Raw genomic sequence first — 17,909 nt, 5'->3', positions numbered from 1 at the left:
GATGGAGAATGAGTGAATTGGAAATTAGAGTGGAGCGTCTTAGAAAAGAAAAAATAGGGGATATTGTTGCGTTATCTTCTTATATTGGATGGGATTATAATACAGAAGAAATTGAGACGATTTTCGACTCAGGTATTGTATACGGTGTGTGGAATGAGAGAAAGGAGCTTATTGCTAGTGCGGCAATTATATTATACGGAGAGGCGTTAGCATCTATTGGAATGGTAATTGTACATCCGGATTATAAGGGGAAAGGGATTGGAAAGATAATAACGGATTCATGCGTTAAAAGCGTATCAACTCACCGCCCCATTATGCTTATTGCTACGGATGAGGGAAAAGTTTTATATGAAAAACTAGGATTCAGGGCCGTTAGTTATGTTTCTAAATACATATGTAACTCATATAATGCGAATTATCATTGTGTAGGAAATGAAGAGTATATTGTAAATTATGAAGAACGTGATTTAGAAGAAATAATACAAATAGATAAAGATGCATTTGGAACAAATAGAGAAGAGTTTTTAAAGTATCGAATGATACAAAGTGAACAATGTATTGTTATAAAGGATGCACAACAAAATGTATTAGGATACGGTATAAGTATACAAACGTCACAAAATAAAATAATAGGACCAGTCGTTGCTAAAAATGATGAAATGGCAATGCGAATTGTTCATCATTTAGCAAGAGAGCATAATGGTAAATTAAGAATTGATGTGCCAGAAGGAAAGGAAGCCTTTATGAAAGAATTAGAGATTGGTGGTTTTCAGAAGGTGAATACACCACCAATAATGGTGAAAAATAGTGGTCAATTATTAAAAAGGAATAGTGAACTATATAGCATTGCAGCACAAATTTTTGGATAAAAAAAGAATCCTTATAAAGTAAAGGATTCTTTTTTTATGATTAAACCTAATCACGATATTGGTCATGAGTTGGTTGAAAGAGATCTTCCTCGATATCTCTCACCATAGAAAAATGATCAACATTATAATGACCGTGTAAAGTTTTATTATGGTGTTCGATAATTTGCTCTGCGGCCAATACGTTAGAGTCAGTTGTTGAATGACCATTTTTAATTAACGTAACATCAAACCCTTGTACCGTTGCTGTTCTAACAGCGGTGTCAATACAATGTTCTGTTTTACATCCACCTATAACGAGATGATTAATCTTCTCTTCTTTTAAAAGTTCAAGTAAAGAAGTGCCATAGAATGAATTTGTTGCTGCTTTATTAATAAGGATTGCAGACTGAGGTACTTGAATTTGATTATGTACTTCAAAGCCCACGCCGCTACCAGAAGCAACATCAGTATCTCTTACGAAAACAATAAGGGCATTTGAATCAATTGCTTTCTGTACAGCTGTATTTAGTGTAGCTAATAGCTCGGTTTTACGGAACACTTCATTTTCTTGTTCATTTCCATCAATTAGTTCTTGTTGAGCATCAATAATTAATAGAGCTTGTTTCATTATGACTCCCCTTTAATACAAAATTATTTCCACTTTACAAGTTTCTTCATATTATAAGGAAATCCTTTATTTTTAGCGGAGTAGACAATGGATTTACAAAGTTGTCAAAGAAATTTCATTCTCTTAGGGTGTAAAAACATGTATGATAGGAAGTGGAGAATTTTTGAGTAGGTGGGAATATCATGCAGACAGTAGAAGATTATCTTTCATTCTTACATACGAAAGGATTTAAGTTATCAGAGGAAGCGCAAGGGTTTATCATGTTCGGACAAGGATATACTGGCGCATCTGATGGAATTGTGAACGCAGCAATAGAAGCGACGATTAAACATCAATTACAGTTTGATGGTAGTTATTTTGTTGCTTTGTTAGAGCGATTGAAAGAAGAAGATATTAAAGATAAAAAAAGCGCTAAGGCTTTTATGCGGAAGTTACAAGCGTAACTTCACGCAGCCCGCGCTTCTTTTTTTGTCTTTGAAGGCAGTTCAACAAAAACCATGCCTAGGAATATACATAGACACCCGATAATGGCAGAAATAGAAAGTTGTTCGTTTGCAACTAGAACGCCTGTTAATGCAGCAAAAACGGGCTCCATTGCGAAAATAATTGCTACTCTTGTTGGAGAAGTGTGTTTTTGTGCAGATGTTTGAATGAAAAAAGCAATTGATGTCGCAAACAGGGAAGTTAGAAAGAGAGCGAATAAAAAGGACTGATTCGTCCATAGTGACACTGAAAATAATTTTTCCCAATCTTCAAACAAAAAAGCGCAAATAGAAGAAAATATACCGACAGCTAATACTTGAGAGGTGCTTAGTAATAAAGGTGATATTTTCTTAGAAAAGAAACCGTTAACAAGAATATGGGCAGCGAAAGCGACAGCGCAACCGAGAACGAGTATATCTCCAATGTTTAATTGAAAAGAATCACCAGCCGTTAATAAGTATAAACCTGCTGTTGCCACAGCAATGCCCATTACGATAAAAATGGTAGCTTTTTGTTTTAAAAAGATAAAAGACAAAATGGGTACCATAACGATACTAAGTCCTGTTAAGAAACCAGCTTTTGAAGAGGTTGTATAAAGTAAACCGAATGTTTGTAATACATAGCCAACACATAAAAAGAATCCAACAATCAATCCAGCGAGACTACTCTGTTTTATATTCTGTTTTGAAGTTTTTTGTGAGAAAATCATTTGAACGAATAATAAAATAATTCCGGCGAATAAAAAACGAATGCCATTAAACGTAAATGGCCCGACAAAAGACATAGCATTTTGAACAACAACAAACGTAGCTCCCCAAATAAAAGAGACAAACAATAAAGCGAGAGGAGCAATCCACTCTTTTTTCACACTCATACCCCCGTTAATTTTGTAAGATAGCTTTTCTAGCTAATTCATCCGCTACTTTATTTTGACTACTTGGAATCCACTTAATAAAAAAGAGATCGAAACTTTTTATGTACTGCAGTGCTTCTTCTAGAAGTGGTGCAAACATTTTATTTTTTGCGTATTCTTTTTCAACAGCCCGCTCAACAAGTTGGGAATCTGTACGAAAAGATACAATGCTATAATTATGCTCCGTGCAATATTTTAATGCTGCTAGTAAAGCGTGGTATTCAGCTTCATGGTTGGACATTGTCCCAAGTGGTAATGACAATTGTACAGGTGGCTGTACCCCTTTAATAAAAACCCCGGCACCAGAAGGTCCAGGATTTCCTTTTGATGCACCATCGATATATACTTCAATCAAAATGAGAAACCTCCAGTTATAAGGTTATCCCCTACTTGAAAATTTTTTTTTAGAAGTAGGGGATAGAGTACTTATCCAATTGTAATGCTATAACGACATGTAAATGTTTCATTCGCTTGTAAAGATCGAATTCCTTTTTTTTCCTTGAAATCTTTTGCTGGATTTATTTCATCAGCGATTCCGTACCAAGGTTCAATACATAAGAAAGGTGCGTTATCCCCTGGTGTCCATACGCCGACAAATGGGAATCCGTCAAATGCTACTTTTACAAATTTATTATGTTTATGTGAACGAATAGAAATTTCATTCGTATTCATATGTTCAAAAATAAGCGCGTCATTTTTGAACAAATCATATGTAAGTGGCAATTCTTTCATATTTTCAGCGATTAGTTGTTTTTCATTTGAAAGAAAAGGACCTTCTAATATGCTAGTTTCTAAACGTTCAGCCCCGTTAAATGATAGATGATAATCTGCAAATGATTCACCTTCTAATAAAGGACAGTTGAATCCAGGGTGTGCTCCGATTGAAAAGAACATCTCTTTTGAAGAAGGATTGTTTACTTCATATGTAACATGTATATTTTGTTCGTCTACTTCATAAGAAACGAGTAATTCAAATGCATATGGATATTTTTGTAACGTCTCTTCATTACTAGTAACGATATAAGTGATTTTTGTTTCACTTTGTTCTTTAACAGAGAACGAAAGATCACGGGCAAAACCATGCTGTGTTAATGAATAAGGTTTACCGTCTACGTAGTATGTATTTTCTACTAATCGACCGACGATTGGAAACAAGATTGGTGCACGACGTCCCCAATAAGTAGAATCACCTTGCCATAAATATTCTGTGTTGTCTTCTTTTAAGCGAACGCTTTGTAATTCTGCACCTTTGTCAGAGATGGAAACGATTACTTTTTCATTTTGAATTGTTGCTGTCATGAAGTGAAACCTCCTAAATCTTTCATATGTTTTATTATACGTTGTCCAAAAGAAAAAAGGTAGTAAATGATAGGAATCTATTGACGAAAGGGTATCTATTGCGTAAAATATAATCTTGTTGCTTAAAAACGAATAACGTGGTTCGAAACCATCCCACGTAAAAAAACTAAGGAGATTTTGTCATGAATATAAGAACATTAGTCGGTAATGGTATTTTAGCGGCATTATATATTGCTGTTTCTATGCTTATTCAGCCATTTGGCTTTACGAATATACAGTTTCGTATTTCAGAGATGTTTAATCATCTCGTTGTCTTCAATAAGAAAGCAATTTACGGGATTGTACTAGGTGTATTTTTAACGAATCTCTTTTTCTCACCTATGATCGCTTATGATTTAGTATTTGGAGTAGGGCAATCAATTCTTGCACTACTTGCAACTATTATTTCTATGCGCTTTATTAAAGGTGTTTGGGCTCGTATGATTTTTAATACAGTTATCTTTACAATTACAATGTTTATGATAGCAATTGAACTTCATCTTGCATTTGATTTACCATTTATGTTGACTTGGTTAACATGTGCAGTCGGTGAATTTGTTGTAATGGCGATTGGTATGCCTGTAATGTACTGGATTAATAAGCGAGTACAATTTGAAAGATTTATGTAATAGTTGAAAGAGCCGTTCCTTACTTAGGATGGCTCTTTTTGTCTGTGATTAAATTGTATATAATACTGGGACTCTTGATAAAATATAATAAAATAAATATAAGAAGTCTTATAAAAGGGGAATCTAGTATGAAATATAAAATACATTGGTTGTATAAAACGAAGCGTGGTTTACAAACTGAATTAACAACAGATTATATGAACATAGAAGAAGTGCTTCAATTTGCGGAGGATTTTGAGAAAACAGGTAGGGTGAAAGAACTTTTATTTTTCGATGAAATGGACGCGGAATGGTCATTAAAAGAAATGAAAAAACTGAGTAAGCAAGTGGAGGAAGATCCTCAAGAAATTCAAGTTTATTTTGATGGTGGTTATGATGTACAGACGAAAGAAGCTGGGGTTGGTATATGTGTATACTATAAAAAAGGAAATACAAATTACCGAATTCGTCGCAATGCATACATAGAAGGCATATATGATAATAACGAAGCGGAGTATGCAGCATTATTATACGGGATGAATACACTCGAGGAATTAGGAATTAAATATGAACCGGTTACACTTCGGGGGGATTCTCAAGTTGTACTGCAGCAATTAGCTGGTGAATGGCCTTGCTATGATGAACATTTAAATCATTACTTAGATCAAATTGAACAAAAAGCGAAGCAAATGAAATTAAAGCTTGTTTGTGAACCGATATCTAGAAAACAAAATAAAGAGGCGCATCAATTAGCAACGCAAGCATTAGAGGGGACGGTAATTGACAGTCATAAAGAAATAACCGAATAGAGAGGTGCAAAGGTGAATAAAAAGCAACTCATTACAGAGGTAAATGACTTATTAGAGACGTATTGCGAAGGGTGTTTCCTGCAGGAACATAATCGGAAAAATCATAGTAAATACTATGCCCATTCTTTTTGTATACGGCAATGTACGGTTGGAGAGAAATTGAAAAAGTATGGGGAGCAATTGTCATGAAAAAACATCCAGAGAATTTTCTCTGGATGTTTTTTAATGCTTCGCTTCGTGTAATTGATGCTCGCATTTGCTTAATTTTTTTTCTTCATTCATTAGAAATGGCTCATCTAAATCCGTCGCAACGGATTTCATGATTTCTAGCTGAGAACGAGCCGCTTCTACTGCAGTAGTGGCATGCTCTAATGTATCTGGATCCATTGAAATTGTTGCAGAACCTACCATTTTTTGTGCAGTTTCTACACGGAATTTTACTTCTTCAAAATCATTTACATGTGACCCCATTGTTATTGCCTCCTTTGTATTTTGCGCATTTCACATAGTTTTTGCTCTGTAAAACGGAAATATACAAAGGAATAACAAAGGAGGTTACCAAGTAAGGTAACCTCCTGTCATATGTGGGATTAAAGTTTTGCTACGTTAGCAGCTTGAGGTCCACGGTTTCCTTCAGTAATGTCGAAAGATACTTCTTGGCCTTCCTCTAAAGCTTTGTAGCCGTCGCCTTGAATAGCAGAGAAATGTACGAATACATCTTCAGAGCCTTCCATTTCGATAAATCCAAAACCTTTTTCATTGTTAAACCATTTTACTTTTCCTTGCATGTCACAATTCCTCCTAAAAACGATTCCTTTTTTCATTTAGTGAAATTCATTAAAATAATATAAATAAAAAATGCTATATTCTCGAATATTCTGCCAAATGATTAATTTAAATATACACGAATTGGTAGAATTTAGTCAAGTAAGCGCTTTTAAAATTTTGTATTTTTAAATAATTTTTCCTCGAATTTTTAAAAAGGTATAGGACAAGCCGAGTATGTAATATTCTTAAGTGAATGCTGTACATGATGAGGTGAAAGAATGGATGAGTCTTATTTATTAGATAATGAAGGGATGAAAAATAGAGCCGACATACCGAATTGGGTTGCAAAAGAATTTCAAAATTTTTCGAGTGTCGTGTTAGAACCAACTTTTCCGTGTTATTTCGGTTTAACAGCTTTGAAAAAGAATGAACTTCGTTATTCATTTCTCTCTCATAATGATTGGGGGCATTTACCCAATACAATGTTATCTTTTTTAGAGTTAATGAGAGAGCGGCCGGTTGTAAGAAGAGGATTTTTTCTTTTTGTGGAACCGGAATGTGAAGAAAAATCAATCGAATATTATCGAGATTATTTTTGGAAAGTACTACAATATTTACATGAAAACGATGATCAAACATGGCCGCAACAAATTCCAACAGATCCAGATCATTATTTATGGGAATTTTCATTTGGTGGTGAACCGATATTTGCGTTTGGAAATGCACCGGCTTATAAACAGCGAAAGACTAGGCATTTAGGAAATTCTCTCGTTATTGGATTCCAGCCACGAACTATTTTCGATGGGTTAGAAGGAGATCGTCCTAAAGGGTCGTATTCAAGACAAATGGTCCGTGAACGAGTTGAAAAGTGGGATCAGTTGCCGAAGCACCCTAACATTAGTCACTATGGCGATCCTAATCATCGTGAATGGAAACAATATTTCATAGGGGATGATATTGAGCCGATTAAAGCTAAATGTCCTTTTCATCATAGAGTAGAGAAATAAGAGCCATCAACTGGATGGCTCTTTTGCATATTTTGGATAAAAAAGGGTATTGTATTAGTGAATAATTTTTATGAAAGCTAGTCTATTTTCTATATTTGCATCATTACTTAATAGTAAAAGAAGTAGAAAGGATAGAGCGATGTTTGGAGCAATTATACAACAAATAGTATTAGGTATTTCATTAGCTGCGCCTGTAGGTCCAATTAATATTGAAATGTTAAAACGTGGAATTGAACGTGGATTTTGGCATGCGTGGATTGTTGGAATCGGAGGAATGACTGCTGATATTTTGTTTATGCTTCTTATTTATTTTGGTTTATCTTCTGTGTTTATGTATACATATGTACAAGCTTTTATGTACTGCACTGGGTTTTTCCTGTTATTTTATTTAGGATTTCAAAGTGTAAAACAAGGAATCTCCCACTCGAATATGGAATATAACAAAGAAGAGGTAGGTGGACTTAAACAATCCTTTATGGCGGGATTTTTAATTGCGATATCCAACCCATTAAATCTCGTTTTTTGGTTTGGCATATACGGAAGTACACTTAGCTCATTGCTTACAAAGGTAACGAAACAAGAAGCTTTTTTGTACAGTCTTTGCATTATTATTGGTATTATTTTGTGGAACTTAAATATTGCTTTTTCTGTACATTTTGGAAGAACTTTATTAAAACCAAAAGCACTTGGCTATATTACAGCCGGAGCAGGTATTATTTTAGTAGGATATTCTATCCATTTTGCATACAAAGCTTTACAGTTGTTCACATAAGATTGAAGGGGAGATTTTTATGTATCGAACCACTATTGACGGAAAAGAAATTATCATCACATTAGCACCAAAAATCCGAAAAGAAATTACTGACAGGAACCCATTATATGAAGCGGTATTTAAAAATGCAGCAAGGTTGCTGCAAACGAAACAACCAACGTTTGCGGTAAATCATGAAATATTTGGGCTTATTATTGGAGAAGTACAAAGGGGTGAAGTAACAGTGTTTGCAGTAGAACACATTATCCCGAAGCAAAATATATTTGGTCCGAACACTTTTTTCTCTACAATAGAACAGCAGGCAAATTTGTAAAGTGAATAGAATAAGAATAAAATAGAAAAGAAATAGTCGTAACGATATGTTACGGCTGTTTTTTTTGAAAAGGGGGAAGAAAGATGAAGAGAGTGGTAAAGGAGTTCTTTTTGCAACATGATATTGTTATTATGTATAGTGTTCTATTAATTTTTATCATTATTTTAAAAATGCAATTTTTCACATGGATCGGTATGTTAGCGTGTCTGTTTGGTATTGTTTTTTATACGTTTAACGAGTATATGACACATCGTTTTTTATTCCATTTAAAGCCGCCTAAAAATGCATTTTTATTAAAAATGTTAAGAAGATTACATTATGATCATCACGTATATCCGGATGATTTGAAACTTTTATTTTTGCCTGTATGGTTTAGTATACCTAGTTTCACTATATATTTACTTATATCATATGGTATTACAAAAAGTGTTACTGTTACACTTTCATTTGGAGTCGGAATGATTATAATGCTCCTCGTTTATGAATGGAAACATTATATTGCACATAAGCCGATTCGTCCCTTCACTAAGATTGGAAGATGGCTAAAAAAACAGCACATATTACACCATTATAAAAATGAAAAGTTTTGGTTTGGTGTTTCAAATCCAGTATTCGATTTTATATTTGGAACGCTTAAAGATGGAAAAGAAGTTGAATTAAGCCAAACAGCTCGTAATTTAGAAAAAGAGAAAAAGACAGAAGTGGTGCGATAAGCACTACTTTTTTTATCCCGATTGGTGTGGATTGAAGTACTCGAATTTTATGGTGAAAAAGTATATTAAAAACTTAGGGGAAAATGCCGAAAAATGTCTATCGAAAAATCTTTGCAGGAATGTACGGATTGTCTAAAATGAAAATAAGTTTCTGAATATTTATAAAATTTAGTCTTTGGGTATACAAGGGGGAAGTGCATTTCAAGTAAGAGAGGGGACCAGAGAATGAAACGAGATGATACGTCAGCACGTAAGTTACAAAATGAGGTGAATTATACAGAAGTTGTTCAGTCTGAAGAGTTTCAATTGTTATTAAATACGAAAAAGAAGTTTATCATTCCGATGAGTATTTTCTTTTTAAGTTTTTTTATTACATTACCTGTTTTAACATCGTATTCAAAGGTGCTTAATACACCGGTATTTGGTGATGTTACATGGGCGTGGGTATTTGCTTTTGCACAATTTATAATGACATGGGCATTGTGTATGATTTATAGCAAAAAAGCAGAATCCTTTGATGAAATCTCGCAAAAAATTCTGCAAGATATGCAACAAGGGAGGGGATGACTTTGAATACAACCGCTTTTGCACTATTTTTAATTATCGTCCTTGGTACACTTGTTATAACGTATTTCGCATCGAAAAAAACGAAAAATGCGAGTGAGTTTTATACGGCTGGCGGGGGACTAACTGGTTGGCAAAATGGTCTGGCCATTGCTGGGGATTATATGTCTGCTGCGTCATTTCTTGGTATCGCTGGAGCGATAGCGTTAACTGGATTTGATGGGTTCTTTTATAGTATCGGTTTCTTAGTTGCTTACTTAGTTGTATTATACCTAGTTGCAGAACCGCTTAGAAATTTAGGGAAGTATACGTTAGCTGACATGATTGCGGCGCGTTTTGATGCGAAAAAGGTTCGCGGTATTGCAGCGCTTAATACGATGACGATTTCGATTTTTTATATGATTGCACAATTAGTTGGTGCGGGTGCACTTATTAAATTATTATTAGGAATTGAATATACGACATCGGTTTTAATCGTTGGTACACTTATGACTGTGTACGTTATTTTTGGTGGTATGACAGCTACAAGTTGGGTACAAATTGTAAAGGCTGTACTACTTATGGCTGGTACATTTATTATTTCTGTTATCGTTTTCGCAAAATTTAATTTTAGTGTGACAGAAATGTTCGCTCAAATGAAAACAGCTACTCCATTGAAAGAGTCGTTTTTAAATCCAGGAGTAAAGTATAAAGATGGTCTTGATACACTTTCTTTAAATTTAGGACTAGTTCTTGGTACCGCTGGATTACCACATATTCTTGTCCGCTTTTTCACAGTACGTGATGCAAAAACTGCACGTCAATCAGTTGTGTACGCTACGTGGTTAATTGGAGCATTTTATATTATGACGATTTTCTTAGGATTTGGTGCGGCGGCGTTTGTAGGGAATGAGGCAATTATTAAAGCAAATCCAGCCGGCAATATGGCTGCACCTTTATTAGCTAAAGCATTAGGTGGAGATTTCTTATTCGCATTCGTATCTGCGATTGCTTTTGCAACAATTTTAGCTGTAGTAGCAGGCCTTGTATTAACAGCGGCTTCCGCATTTGCTCATGATTTTTATAACGAGATTATTCGAAAAGGAAAATCAACGGAAAAAGAGCAAGTGTCAATGGCTCGTTATGCGTCTATTGGAGTAGCGATAGTATCTATTATACTTGCTTTATTTGCTCAAACATTAAACGTAGCATTTTTAGTATCACTAGCATTTGCAGTTGCAGCGAGTGCAAATTTGCCAGTTATATTATTTACAATATATTGGAAACGTTTTAATACAACGGGGGCAATTTGTGGAATGATCGTTGGTCTTGTATCAGCCATTGTTCTTGTTGCGTTAAGTCCAAACGTTTGGAATCCTGTGGTAGGGAAAGCTATATTTGTTGGAGAGGCGATATTCCCATATACGACACCTGGAATTGTTTCTATTCCGCTTGGATTCCTTGCAGCATATTTAGGAACTGTTTTCTCTAGTAAGAAAGAAGATGCAGCGAAGTTTGATGAAATTCTTGTGAAATCTAATACTGGTCATGGTATTAGTGATGCTTCTTCACATTAAAAAAAGAGGAGCTTTTCGAAATATAAGAAAAGCTCCTCTTTCTTTTGACATTTTCTTATAAAGTGAAACTTTAATAAGTGTGGGGGATTGTTCATCCCCCCACACTTATTATTAGCCTTCACCAATCGGGCGTTTATGGGCAGTTAATCTCCCACCTAACTTCTTTGCTCCAGCTGAATTTTGGGGTGGGAGTTTTACTGCTCGCAAATAGCGGGATAAATATTACTTTAATTTTGGTAGGATTTGTCTTGTGTTTGTGGAATGAAAATAGGCAGGGAGAAATTTAACTCATCATGGCACCAGCGCAGCTTTGTGAAAAATAAGTTGTTATGGAAGGTGGAAGAAATGATGAAGACAAAACAAACCGATGAATTATTAGCAAAAGATGAGCAATATGTTTGGCACGGAATGCGTCCCTTTAGTCCAAGTAGTACAATGGTAGGGGCAAAAGCAGAAGGGTGCTGGGTTGAAGATATACAAGGAAAAAGATATTTAGACGGTATGAGTGGTCTTTGGTGTGTGAATAGTGGATACGGAAGAAAAGAGCTCGCAGAGGCGGCTTATAAGCAATTGCAAACATTATCATACTTTCCGATGTCACAATCACATGAACCAGCAATTAAGCTCGCTGAAAAGTTAAACGAGTGGCTTGGTGGAGAGTATGTTATTTTCTTCTCTAATAGTGGATCAGAAGCGAATGAAACAGCTTTTAAAATAGCAAGACAATATTATGCTCAAAAAGGTGAACCACATCGTTACAAATTTATGTCACGTTATCGTGGTTATCACGGAAACACAATGGCGACGATGGCAGCGACTGGTCAAGCGCAGCGTAGATACCAATATGAGCCATTTGCTTCAGGTTTTTTACATGTAACGCCTCCAGATTGTTACCGCATGCCAGAAATGGAATCACAAAATATTTATGATGTAGAATGCGTAAAAGAAGTAGATCGTGTTATGACATGGGAATTAAGTGAAACGATAGCAGCATTTATTATGGAGCCAATTATTACAGGCGGTGGTATTTTAATGCCGCCACAAGACTATATGAAAGCTGTTCATGAAACGTGTCAAAAACACGGAGCACTACTTATAAGTGATGAAGTTATTTGTGGTTTCGGGCGTACAGGAAAAGCATTTGGGTTTATGAACTATGACGTTAAGCCTGATATCGTTACGATGGCAAAAGGTATTACGAGCGCATACTTACCATTATCAGCAACAGCTGTGAAAAAAGAAATTTATGAGGCGTTTAAAGGAACAGGAGAATATGAATTCTTCCGCCATATTAATACATTTGGTGGAAATCCAGCGGCTTGTGCATTAGCGCTTAAAAACTTAGAGATTATGGAAAATGAAAATTTAATTGAGCGCTCTGCACAAATGGGTTCGCTTTTATTAAATCAATTAAAAGAAGAAATTGGGGAACATCCGCTTGTTGGAAATATTCGAGGGAAAGGGCTATTAGTTGGAATCGAACTAGTAAATGATAAAGAAACGAAAGAGCCAATTGATAACGACAAAATTGCAAGTGTTGTAAATGCTTGTAAAGAAAAAGGGCTTATTATTGGGCGTAACGGTATGACAACAGCAGGTTATAATAACGTATTAACATTAGCACCGCCGCTTGTTATTTCAAGTGAAGAAATTGCTTTTGTTGTTGGAACGTTGAAGACAGCAATGGAGCGTATTTAATAAAATAAAAGAACAAAAAGCGAGCTGTAATATAAGGCTCGCTTTTGTTTATTACGTGAAATATGATAGTTTTTTAAAGGAAGGGGATATTAATGGAGAAATATGATCCTAGTAAACATTATCACATCGGATATTATGAAGATGGATATGATTTAGAAGTGACAGCGTACAAAAGAATAAATGAACCAATTTGGGATGCCTATATTCCACACTATGAGGCAGATGATTTTTACAAAAAAGTGGAGAAAATGAAGCTAGGTGAATATATAGATGACTATGGCATAAAAGTATATTCATTTAATGATGATATTGATGATGAAGAAGCACGATACATTTTTGAAAAATGGTTAAAAACGAATAGGATTGTTTAAAGGTGAAACAAAAAAGGAGATTACTATCTTATAAGATAGTAATCTCCTTTTAATATATTAAACTTATTTACTTGCTTTCATTGCTTTATCTTTTGCACCAAAAGTATATTTTAACATTGGTGGTGTAATCATCGTTGTTAAAATAACGACAATAACGATAGCTGTAAAGTAATCTTGTGCTAATAGTCCAGAAGAAAGTCCTGTACCTGCGATGATAAGAGCAACTTCACCACGAGAAACCATACCAGCACCGATAATTGCAGAAGACTTTGCATCAAATCCAGTCATTCGTGCACCGAATCCACAACCGATTAGTTTTGTGAATACAGCGATTACTGTTAATGCTAAAATGAACCAAATTTGATCACCAATACCGTCAAATGTAATATTCATACCGATACTTACGAAGAATACTGGTACGAACATAGCGTAAGCGATTGGTTCTACTTTCTTTTCTACTTCGTGTTTGTAGTTCGTTTGAGAAATAGCGATACCAGCTGCGAAAGCACCAATAATACCAGCAATTCCTAATAGTTCGCCGAAATATGCGAACGAGAAACAGATGATAAGAGCCGCGCTCACGATAGACTCAGATACGCGTAGTGGTGATAACCAACGCATAATCGCTGGAACACCTTTCCATCCGATTAAAATAATAGAAGCGAAGAATACGACTTTCTTCAAGATAACCATTGTTAAGTTTACATCGTCTGTACCTAAGAAGCTCATTGCGAATGCTAATAAAATAACAACAAGAATGTCATCAAATACAGCTGCTCCAAGCATTGTTGTACTTTCACGTGTTTTCATTTTACCTAAATCGCGAAGTGTTTGTACGGAAATACTAACACTTGTCGCACATAGAAGTAATCCTAAAAAAACCGCGTTCCCTTGTTCCATGCCCATAACAAGACCAGAAACATAACCACCTACGAATGGAAGAACGATACCTCCGAGTGCAACTGCTAAAGAAGAATTACGATTTGCGTTTAATTCTTCTAAGTCTGTTTCAAGTCCAGCCATAAACATTAAAAGAATAACCCCGACGTTACTTAATTGCGTTAGAAGTTCTGAATTCTCAATCCAACCTAATACTGCTGGACCGATAACGATACCGACAATTAATTTACCTAGTACAGAAGGTTGACCTAATCGGACACTAAGATCACCAGCAAGCTTTGTACTTAATAAAATAAGTGCAATTTGAAAGAAAAATTCGAATTCCATCTGATCCTCTCCTCATCATTTTTAGTTTTATCATACGATTTCTCGGAATTTGCCTAATGAAAATATGTAAAACCCATTAAACAAAGGGTCTGATTACAAGTTCTTTTGAACTTGTAATTTGAACCTGTAATTAATATATAATAAAATTTACTAAAAATCAATGAAAAAATAACAGATTTTCATGATAGGATTCGATTTAGGTATGGAGGGAATCACTATATAATAAGAAGAAATAAGGATACATTTTTAATGAATTGGAGAAGGGCATATGTTATTAAATAAACGTTTTACAATTGGAGAAATGGCAAAAATGCATAATATAGCGGAATCTACATTACGTTATTATGACGAGAAAGGAATTTTTCATCCGTCAATTGTTGATTCGCAAACGAATTATCGCTATTACACAATTGATCAGTTTTCACTATTAGACACGATTAAATTTTTACGCCAATTGAATATCCCGTTAAAGGAAATAAAGAAATATATTGATGAACGAAATCCGTCTTATGCGCTGAATTTACTTGAAAAACAACAAGAAATGATGCTGAAAAAGCAAAGAGAAATCGAGTATGCTTTGGCAAAAATGGAACATAAAATCCATTTAATGAAGAAAGCGACGGAATCAGAAGCGAATCAAATTATTTATAAAAAGATACCGAAGCGAAAAATAACAGCAATTGCAGTTGCACCAAATACAACGGATGATATGTTTGAATATTATATCCATTCGCTACAAAAAAATATGAAGCAAATTGATAATAGTTTATTTTCAGGAGATATCGGTGTAACGGTTTCCCAAAAAGCATTACTTCAAAATGAGTTTCAAGCATATAACAGTGTGTTTATTTTATTGGACTACATGCCTTTTCAATTGCATACTTCAGATGAAATAAAAGAAGGGATATTTGCTTGTTCTTATCACCATGGACCGTATGAAGAAACAGACGCAACGTATACGAAATTATTAAAGCACATTGATAACGAAGGATACGAAGTGTGCGGAGATGCGCTTGAGCTTGCGTTAATTGATTGGTCTGTAACAGAAAATCCGAAGGAGCAAGTAACGGAAATTCAAATACCTGTTGTTAAAAAATAAATGAAAAATAGGCTATATATTTTTCGATTCTCTATTGACCTTCAAGTAACTTGAAGGTTTAAACTGTGAACAGAGCATTGAAAAAGGAGCATTTATATGATGGAAACAACAGAGAAATTAAGAGAAAAACCTATTAAAAGCTTATTTATTACTTATTTAATACCAGCTGTTCTTGGGATGGTATTAATGTCAGTTAATATTGTGATTGATGCAGTCATGATTAGTAGAGGAGTGGGCGCAAACGGTTTGGCTGGAGTGAACGTAGCTATTCCAGCGTTTTCAATTTTCTTTTCTATTTCATTATGGATTGGAATGGGCGGAGCAACGTTATATTCCATTGCATTAGGGGAAAATAAACTGGAAAGAGCAAGGTCTATCTTTACTCAATCTATGACAGTGGCAGTTATTATCGTAGGCATTTTAGCGGCTATTTGCTTATGGAGAATAGAAGATTTAGCATATCTATTCGGCGCAAATGAAGTGATTTTGCCATATGCGTTAGACTATTTACAAGTGTTATTAACATTTGGAATGATATACGTTTTAGAAAATATTTTAAGTACATTTATACGTAACGACGGAAATCCTAATTTAGCAATGGCAGGCCTTGTCGTAACGGCTGTATTGAACATAGTGTTTGACTATATCTTTATTTTCATCTTTGGATGGGGCGTAACAGGTGCTGCCTCAGCGACTATTCTTTCAGCAGCGATTGGTTTCCTTGTATTATTATCTCACTTCTTTAGAAAAAGTAGTATTTTAAAATGGACGAAATTCCATTTTGAATGGGATACGGTTAAACAGATTATGGTGATTGGTTTCCCAAGCTTTACAGCAGAAAGTACAGTTGCAATTGTAACAATTGGTTTTAACATTGCGTTCGTTCAATATGCAGGAGAACTAGGTGTAGCTTCTTATGCGATGGTGAATAGTATTCATGCAATGACATTACTATTATTCTTCGGTGTTGGTGCAGCATTACAACCAATTGCTAGTTTCCATTACGGTGCAAACTTATCAGAAAGATTGCGTGAAGGATTGCAGTTTGCTGTAAAAATTGCGGTTGTACTCGGGGGCGTTGCGATAATTGTCGGATTATTCTTCGGGAAATATATCATTGGTCTATTTGATGTCCAATCGCCAGAACTATTGGAGTTAACGTTAACAGGTATTAGCTTGTTCTTTATCCAATACGTATTTTTAGGCTATAACATTGTGTATGGAGAGTACTTCCAATCAGTGCGACAAACGAAGAAATCCGTACTTATTATAATGAGCCGAGGATTACTATTTATTATTCCGTTGTTATGGATTATGCCAAAGTTATTTGGGATAAACGGAATTTGGCTCGTTATGCCAGTAGCTGAAGTATTGACAGCAATTATCGTATTTACGATGAATCGTATGAAACATCCTGTTCCGTTAAACATGGCGAGAGAGAAAGAAGCAATATAGTGAAGAAAATCCCCTTGAACAAGTTAAGGGGATTTTTTTATTCTTTTAAACTAATCGCAAAAGATCCATCTGTCTCCTGCACAGAAGCGAAAGCCACATTTTTAATGTTTGTGATGCCTTTTTCTTTTAACTCTTTATATAACCACTTTTCGTCTTTATGGATCAACTTTAAGTTATCGTATTGAATTTGTGAATCGACAATAAGGGCGATTGGTAATCCAGCATACTTAACATCTATATTCATATCTTTTGGAGTCAATGGTACAAGTTCTCGCTTTGGCAAAATACTTATAGATCCATTTGATTCTAAAATTGCATATTCAATTTCATGAACACTTGGATATCCGGCGACGCGAAGATTAGAAAGCAATTCAGGGATCGGATATCTACTTTTTTGTAAGTTCTCAAAAATAATATCTCCATGTTTTATTAAAATAATGGGGTGCCCGAGAATGAAGCGATTTAATTTATTGAATAAACTTAGTTTTGTAAGAAGTAGATGTAAGCATGTAATGGTAACCATGCCGAAAAATGCTTGTAAAGCACCAGCGACTGGTATCGCTTGAAAAGCTAAATAAGATAAAAAAATAATAGCCCCAAAATCATGAGGGGTTAGTTGTGCTAATGCAGATTTACCAAGTAGCTTAAGTGATAGTAAAAATAAGATAAAAAAGAACGATACATTAAATAAAAAGAGAAGCAAGAGGGACACTCCTTCGTGTGAAGTTGTACTTACTAT

Annotated in this window: 23 protein-coding genes and 1 riboswitch; of the genes, 15 read left to right on the top strand and 8 right to left on the bottom strand. The window is 35.0% G+C overall.

Annotation, left to right across the window (positions count from 1 at the left end):
* Window positions 1–8: 8 nt before the first annotated feature.
* Window positions 9–869, top strand: coding sequence for a GNAT family N-acetyltransferase (locus QCI75_RS18945; protein ID WP_144504765.1), 861 nt, complete (start codon window positions 9–11; stop codon window positions 867–869).
* A gap of 46 nt (window positions 870–915) precedes the next feature.
* Here QCI75_RS18945 and QCI75_RS18940 read toward each other — a convergent pair whose 3' ends face one another.
* Window positions 916–1,476 carry a cysteine hydrolase family protein gene (locus tag QCI75_RS18940; protein WP_144504763.1) on the bottom strand — a complete coding sequence of 187 codons (561 nt, stop codon included), beginning with the start codon at window positions 1,474–1,476 and terminating at the stop codon, window positions 916–918.
* 182 nt (window positions 1,477–1,658) lie between these two features.
* Between QCI75_RS18940 and QCI75_RS18935 the strand changes: the two genes are divergently transcribed.
* Window positions 1,659–1,919, top strand: a complete 261-nt coding sequence (locus QCI75_RS18935) for a DUF6123 family protein (protein ID WP_002149252.1) — start codon at window positions 1,659–1,661, stop codon at window positions 1,917–1,919.
* 2 nt (window positions 1,920–1,921) lie between these two features.
* On the opposite strand, the gene QCI75_RS18930 is transcribed toward QCI75_RS18935, so the two are convergent.
* The 3 genes from QCI75_RS18930 to QCI75_RS18920 all read right to left on the bottom strand — a co-directional run bounded on the left by QCI75_RS18930 (window position 1,922) and on the right by QCI75_RS18920 (window position 4,171).
* Window positions 1,922–2,827: a DMT family transporter gene (locus QCI75_RS18930; protein ID WP_144504761.1), complete on the bottom strand. Its 906-nt coding sequence runs from the start codon at window positions 2,825–2,827 to the stop codon at window positions 1,922–1,924.
* Window positions 2,828–2,840: 13 nt separating this feature from the next.
* A complete protein-coding gene (locus QCI75_RS18925) occupies window positions 2,841–3,227 on the bottom strand; it encodes a reverse transcriptase-like protein (RefSeq protein ID WP_353761018.1) in 387 nt (128 codons plus the stop codon).
* A 71-nt stretch (window positions 3,228–3,298) separates the two neighbouring features.
* Entirely contained in the window at window positions 3,299–4,171 is an 873-nt protein-coding gene (locus QCI75_RS18920; RefSeq protein WP_353761017.1) for an aldose 1-epimerase family protein, read from the bottom strand.
* 131 nt (window positions 4,172–4,302) lie between these two features.
* Window positions 4,303–4,347, top strand: a riboswitch (PreQ1 riboswitch).
* 6 nt (window positions 4,348–4,353) lie between these two features.
* Between QCI75_RS18920 and QCI75_RS18915 the strand changes: the two genes are divergently transcribed.
* The 3 genes from QCI75_RS18915 to QCI75_RS18905 all read left to right on the top strand — a co-directional run bounded on the left by QCI75_RS18915 (window position 4,354) and on the right by QCI75_RS18905 (window position 5,816).
* A complete protein-coding gene (locus QCI75_RS18915; protein ID WP_144504755.1) occupies window positions 4,354–4,839 on the top strand; it encodes a QueT transporter family protein in 486 nt (161 codons plus the stop codon).
* A 128-nt stretch (window positions 4,840–4,967) separates the two neighbouring features.
* Window positions 4,968–5,627, top strand: coding sequence for a ribonuclease H family protein (locus tag QCI75_RS18910; RefSeq protein WP_000875540.1), 660 nt, complete (start codon window positions 4,968–4,970; stop codon window positions 5,625–5,627).
* 12 nt (window positions 5,628–5,639) lie between these two features.
* A complete protein-coding gene (locus QCI75_RS18905) occupies window positions 5,640–5,816 on the top strand; it encodes a zinc-finger domain-containing protein (RefSeq protein WP_033718852.1) in 177 nt (58 codons plus the stop codon).
* A gap of 33 nt (window positions 5,817–5,849) precedes the next feature.
* Here the strand turns inward: QCI75_RS18905 and QCI75_RS18900 are convergent, their stop codons facing one another.
* Entirely contained in the window at window positions 5,850–6,098 is a 249-nt protein-coding gene (locus QCI75_RS18900) for a DUF2564 family protein (RefSeq protein ID WP_002117839.1), read from the bottom strand.
* Window positions 6,099–6,217: 119 nt separating this feature from the next.
* On the bottom strand, window positions 6,218–6,415 hold the full coding sequence (gene cspB, locus QCI75_RS18895) for a cold shock-like protein CspB (RefSeq protein ID WP_070141579.1): 198 nt from the start codon (window positions 6,413–6,415) through the stop codon (window positions 6,218–6,220).
* A 258-nt stretch (window positions 6,416–6,673) separates the two neighbouring features.
* Between cspB and QCI75_RS18890 the strand changes: the two genes are divergently transcribed.
* The 8 genes from QCI75_RS18890 to QCI75_RS18855 all read left to right on the top strand — a co-directional run bounded on the left by QCI75_RS18890 (window position 6,674) and on the right by QCI75_RS18855 (window position 13,389).
* Entirely contained in the window at window positions 6,674–7,402 is a 729-nt protein-coding gene (locus QCI75_RS18890) for a YqcI/YcgG family protein (RefSeq protein WP_144504751.1), read from the top strand.
* 139 nt (window positions 7,403–7,541) lie between these two features.
* On the top strand, window positions 7,542–8,174 hold the full coding sequence (locus QCI75_RS18885; RefSeq protein ID WP_000466555.1) for a LysE family transporter: 633 nt from the start codon (window positions 7,542–7,544) through the stop codon (window positions 8,172–8,174).
* A gap of 19 nt (window positions 8,175–8,193) precedes the next feature.
* Window positions 8,194–8,487 (top strand): hypothetical protein, encoded by a 294-nt coding sequence (locus QCI75_RS18880; protein WP_000286371.1) that lies wholly within the window; start codon window positions 8,194–8,196, stop codon window positions 8,485–8,487.
* Between the two features lie 83 nt (window positions 8,488–8,570).
* A complete protein-coding gene (locus tag QCI75_RS18875) occupies window positions 8,571–9,200 on the top strand; it encodes a sterol desaturase family protein (RefSeq protein ID WP_353761016.1) in 630 nt (209 codons plus the stop codon).
* 225 nt (window positions 9,201–9,425) lie between these two features.
* Window positions 9,426–9,767: a DUF485 domain-containing protein gene (locus tag QCI75_RS18870; protein WP_144504749.1), complete on the top strand. Its 342-nt coding sequence runs from the start codon at window positions 9,426–9,428 to the stop codon at window positions 9,765–9,767.
* A gap of 2 nt (window positions 9,768–9,769) precedes the next feature.
* Window positions 9,770–11,320, top strand: a complete 1,551-nt coding sequence (locus QCI75_RS18865) for a solute symporter family protein (RefSeq protein WP_199675418.1) — start codon at window positions 9,770–9,772, stop codon at window positions 11,318–11,320.
* Window positions 11,321–11,668: 348 nt separating this feature from the next.
* Entirely contained in the window at window positions 11,669–13,018 is a 1,350-nt protein-coding gene (locus tag QCI75_RS18860) for an aspartate aminotransferase family protein (RefSeq protein WP_353761015.1), read from the top strand.
* 92 nt (window positions 13,019–13,110) lie between these two features.
* On the top strand, window positions 13,111–13,389 hold the full coding sequence (locus QCI75_RS18855) for a DUF3986 family protein (RefSeq protein WP_002126534.1): 279 nt from the start codon (window positions 13,111–13,113) through the stop codon (window positions 13,387–13,389).
* 63 nt (window positions 13,390–13,452) lie between these two features.
* Here the strand turns inward: QCI75_RS18855 and QCI75_RS18850 are convergent, their stop codons facing one another.
* Window positions 13,453–14,616 (bottom strand): cation:proton antiporter, encoded by a 1,164-nt coding sequence (locus tag QCI75_RS18850; RefSeq protein ID WP_128281576.1) that lies wholly within the window; start codon window positions 14,614–14,616, stop codon window positions 13,453–13,455.
* A gap of 268 nt (window positions 14,617–14,884) precedes the next feature.
* Here QCI75_RS18850 and QCI75_RS18845 point away from each other — a divergent pair, with 268 nt between their 5' ends.
* Window positions 14,885–15,715 carry a MerR family transcriptional regulator gene (locus tag QCI75_RS18845; protein ID WP_144507687.1) on the top strand — a complete coding sequence of 277 codons (831 nt, stop codon included), beginning with the start codon at window positions 14,885–14,887 and terminating at the stop codon, window positions 15,713–15,715.
* 99 nt (window positions 15,716–15,814) lie between these two features.
* Window positions 15,815–17,170: an MATE family efflux transporter gene (locus QCI75_RS18840; RefSeq protein WP_144507704.1), complete on the top strand. Its 1,356-nt coding sequence runs from the start codon at window positions 15,815–15,817 to the stop codon at window positions 17,168–17,170.
* Window positions 17,171–17,207: 37 nt separating this feature from the next.
* Here the strand turns inward: QCI75_RS18840 and QCI75_RS18835 are convergent, their stop codons facing one another.
* Window positions 17,208–17,873 (bottom strand): DUF421 domain-containing protein, encoded by a 666-nt coding sequence (locus QCI75_RS18835; RefSeq protein WP_144507689.1) that lies wholly within the window; start codon window positions 17,871–17,873, stop codon window positions 17,208–17,210.
* Window positions 17,874–17,909 lie beyond the last annotated feature (36 nt).

The sequence above is a fragment of the Bacillus cereus group sp. RP43 genome, from assembly GCF_040459645.1.
GTDB classification, from domain to species: Bacteria; Bacillota; Bacilli; order Bacillales; family Bacillaceae_G; genus Bacillus_A; species Bacillus_A mycoides_C.
The sequence above is the reverse complement of the archived record's forward strand: the minus strand, read 5'-3'. Positions and strand labels throughout refer to the sequence as shown.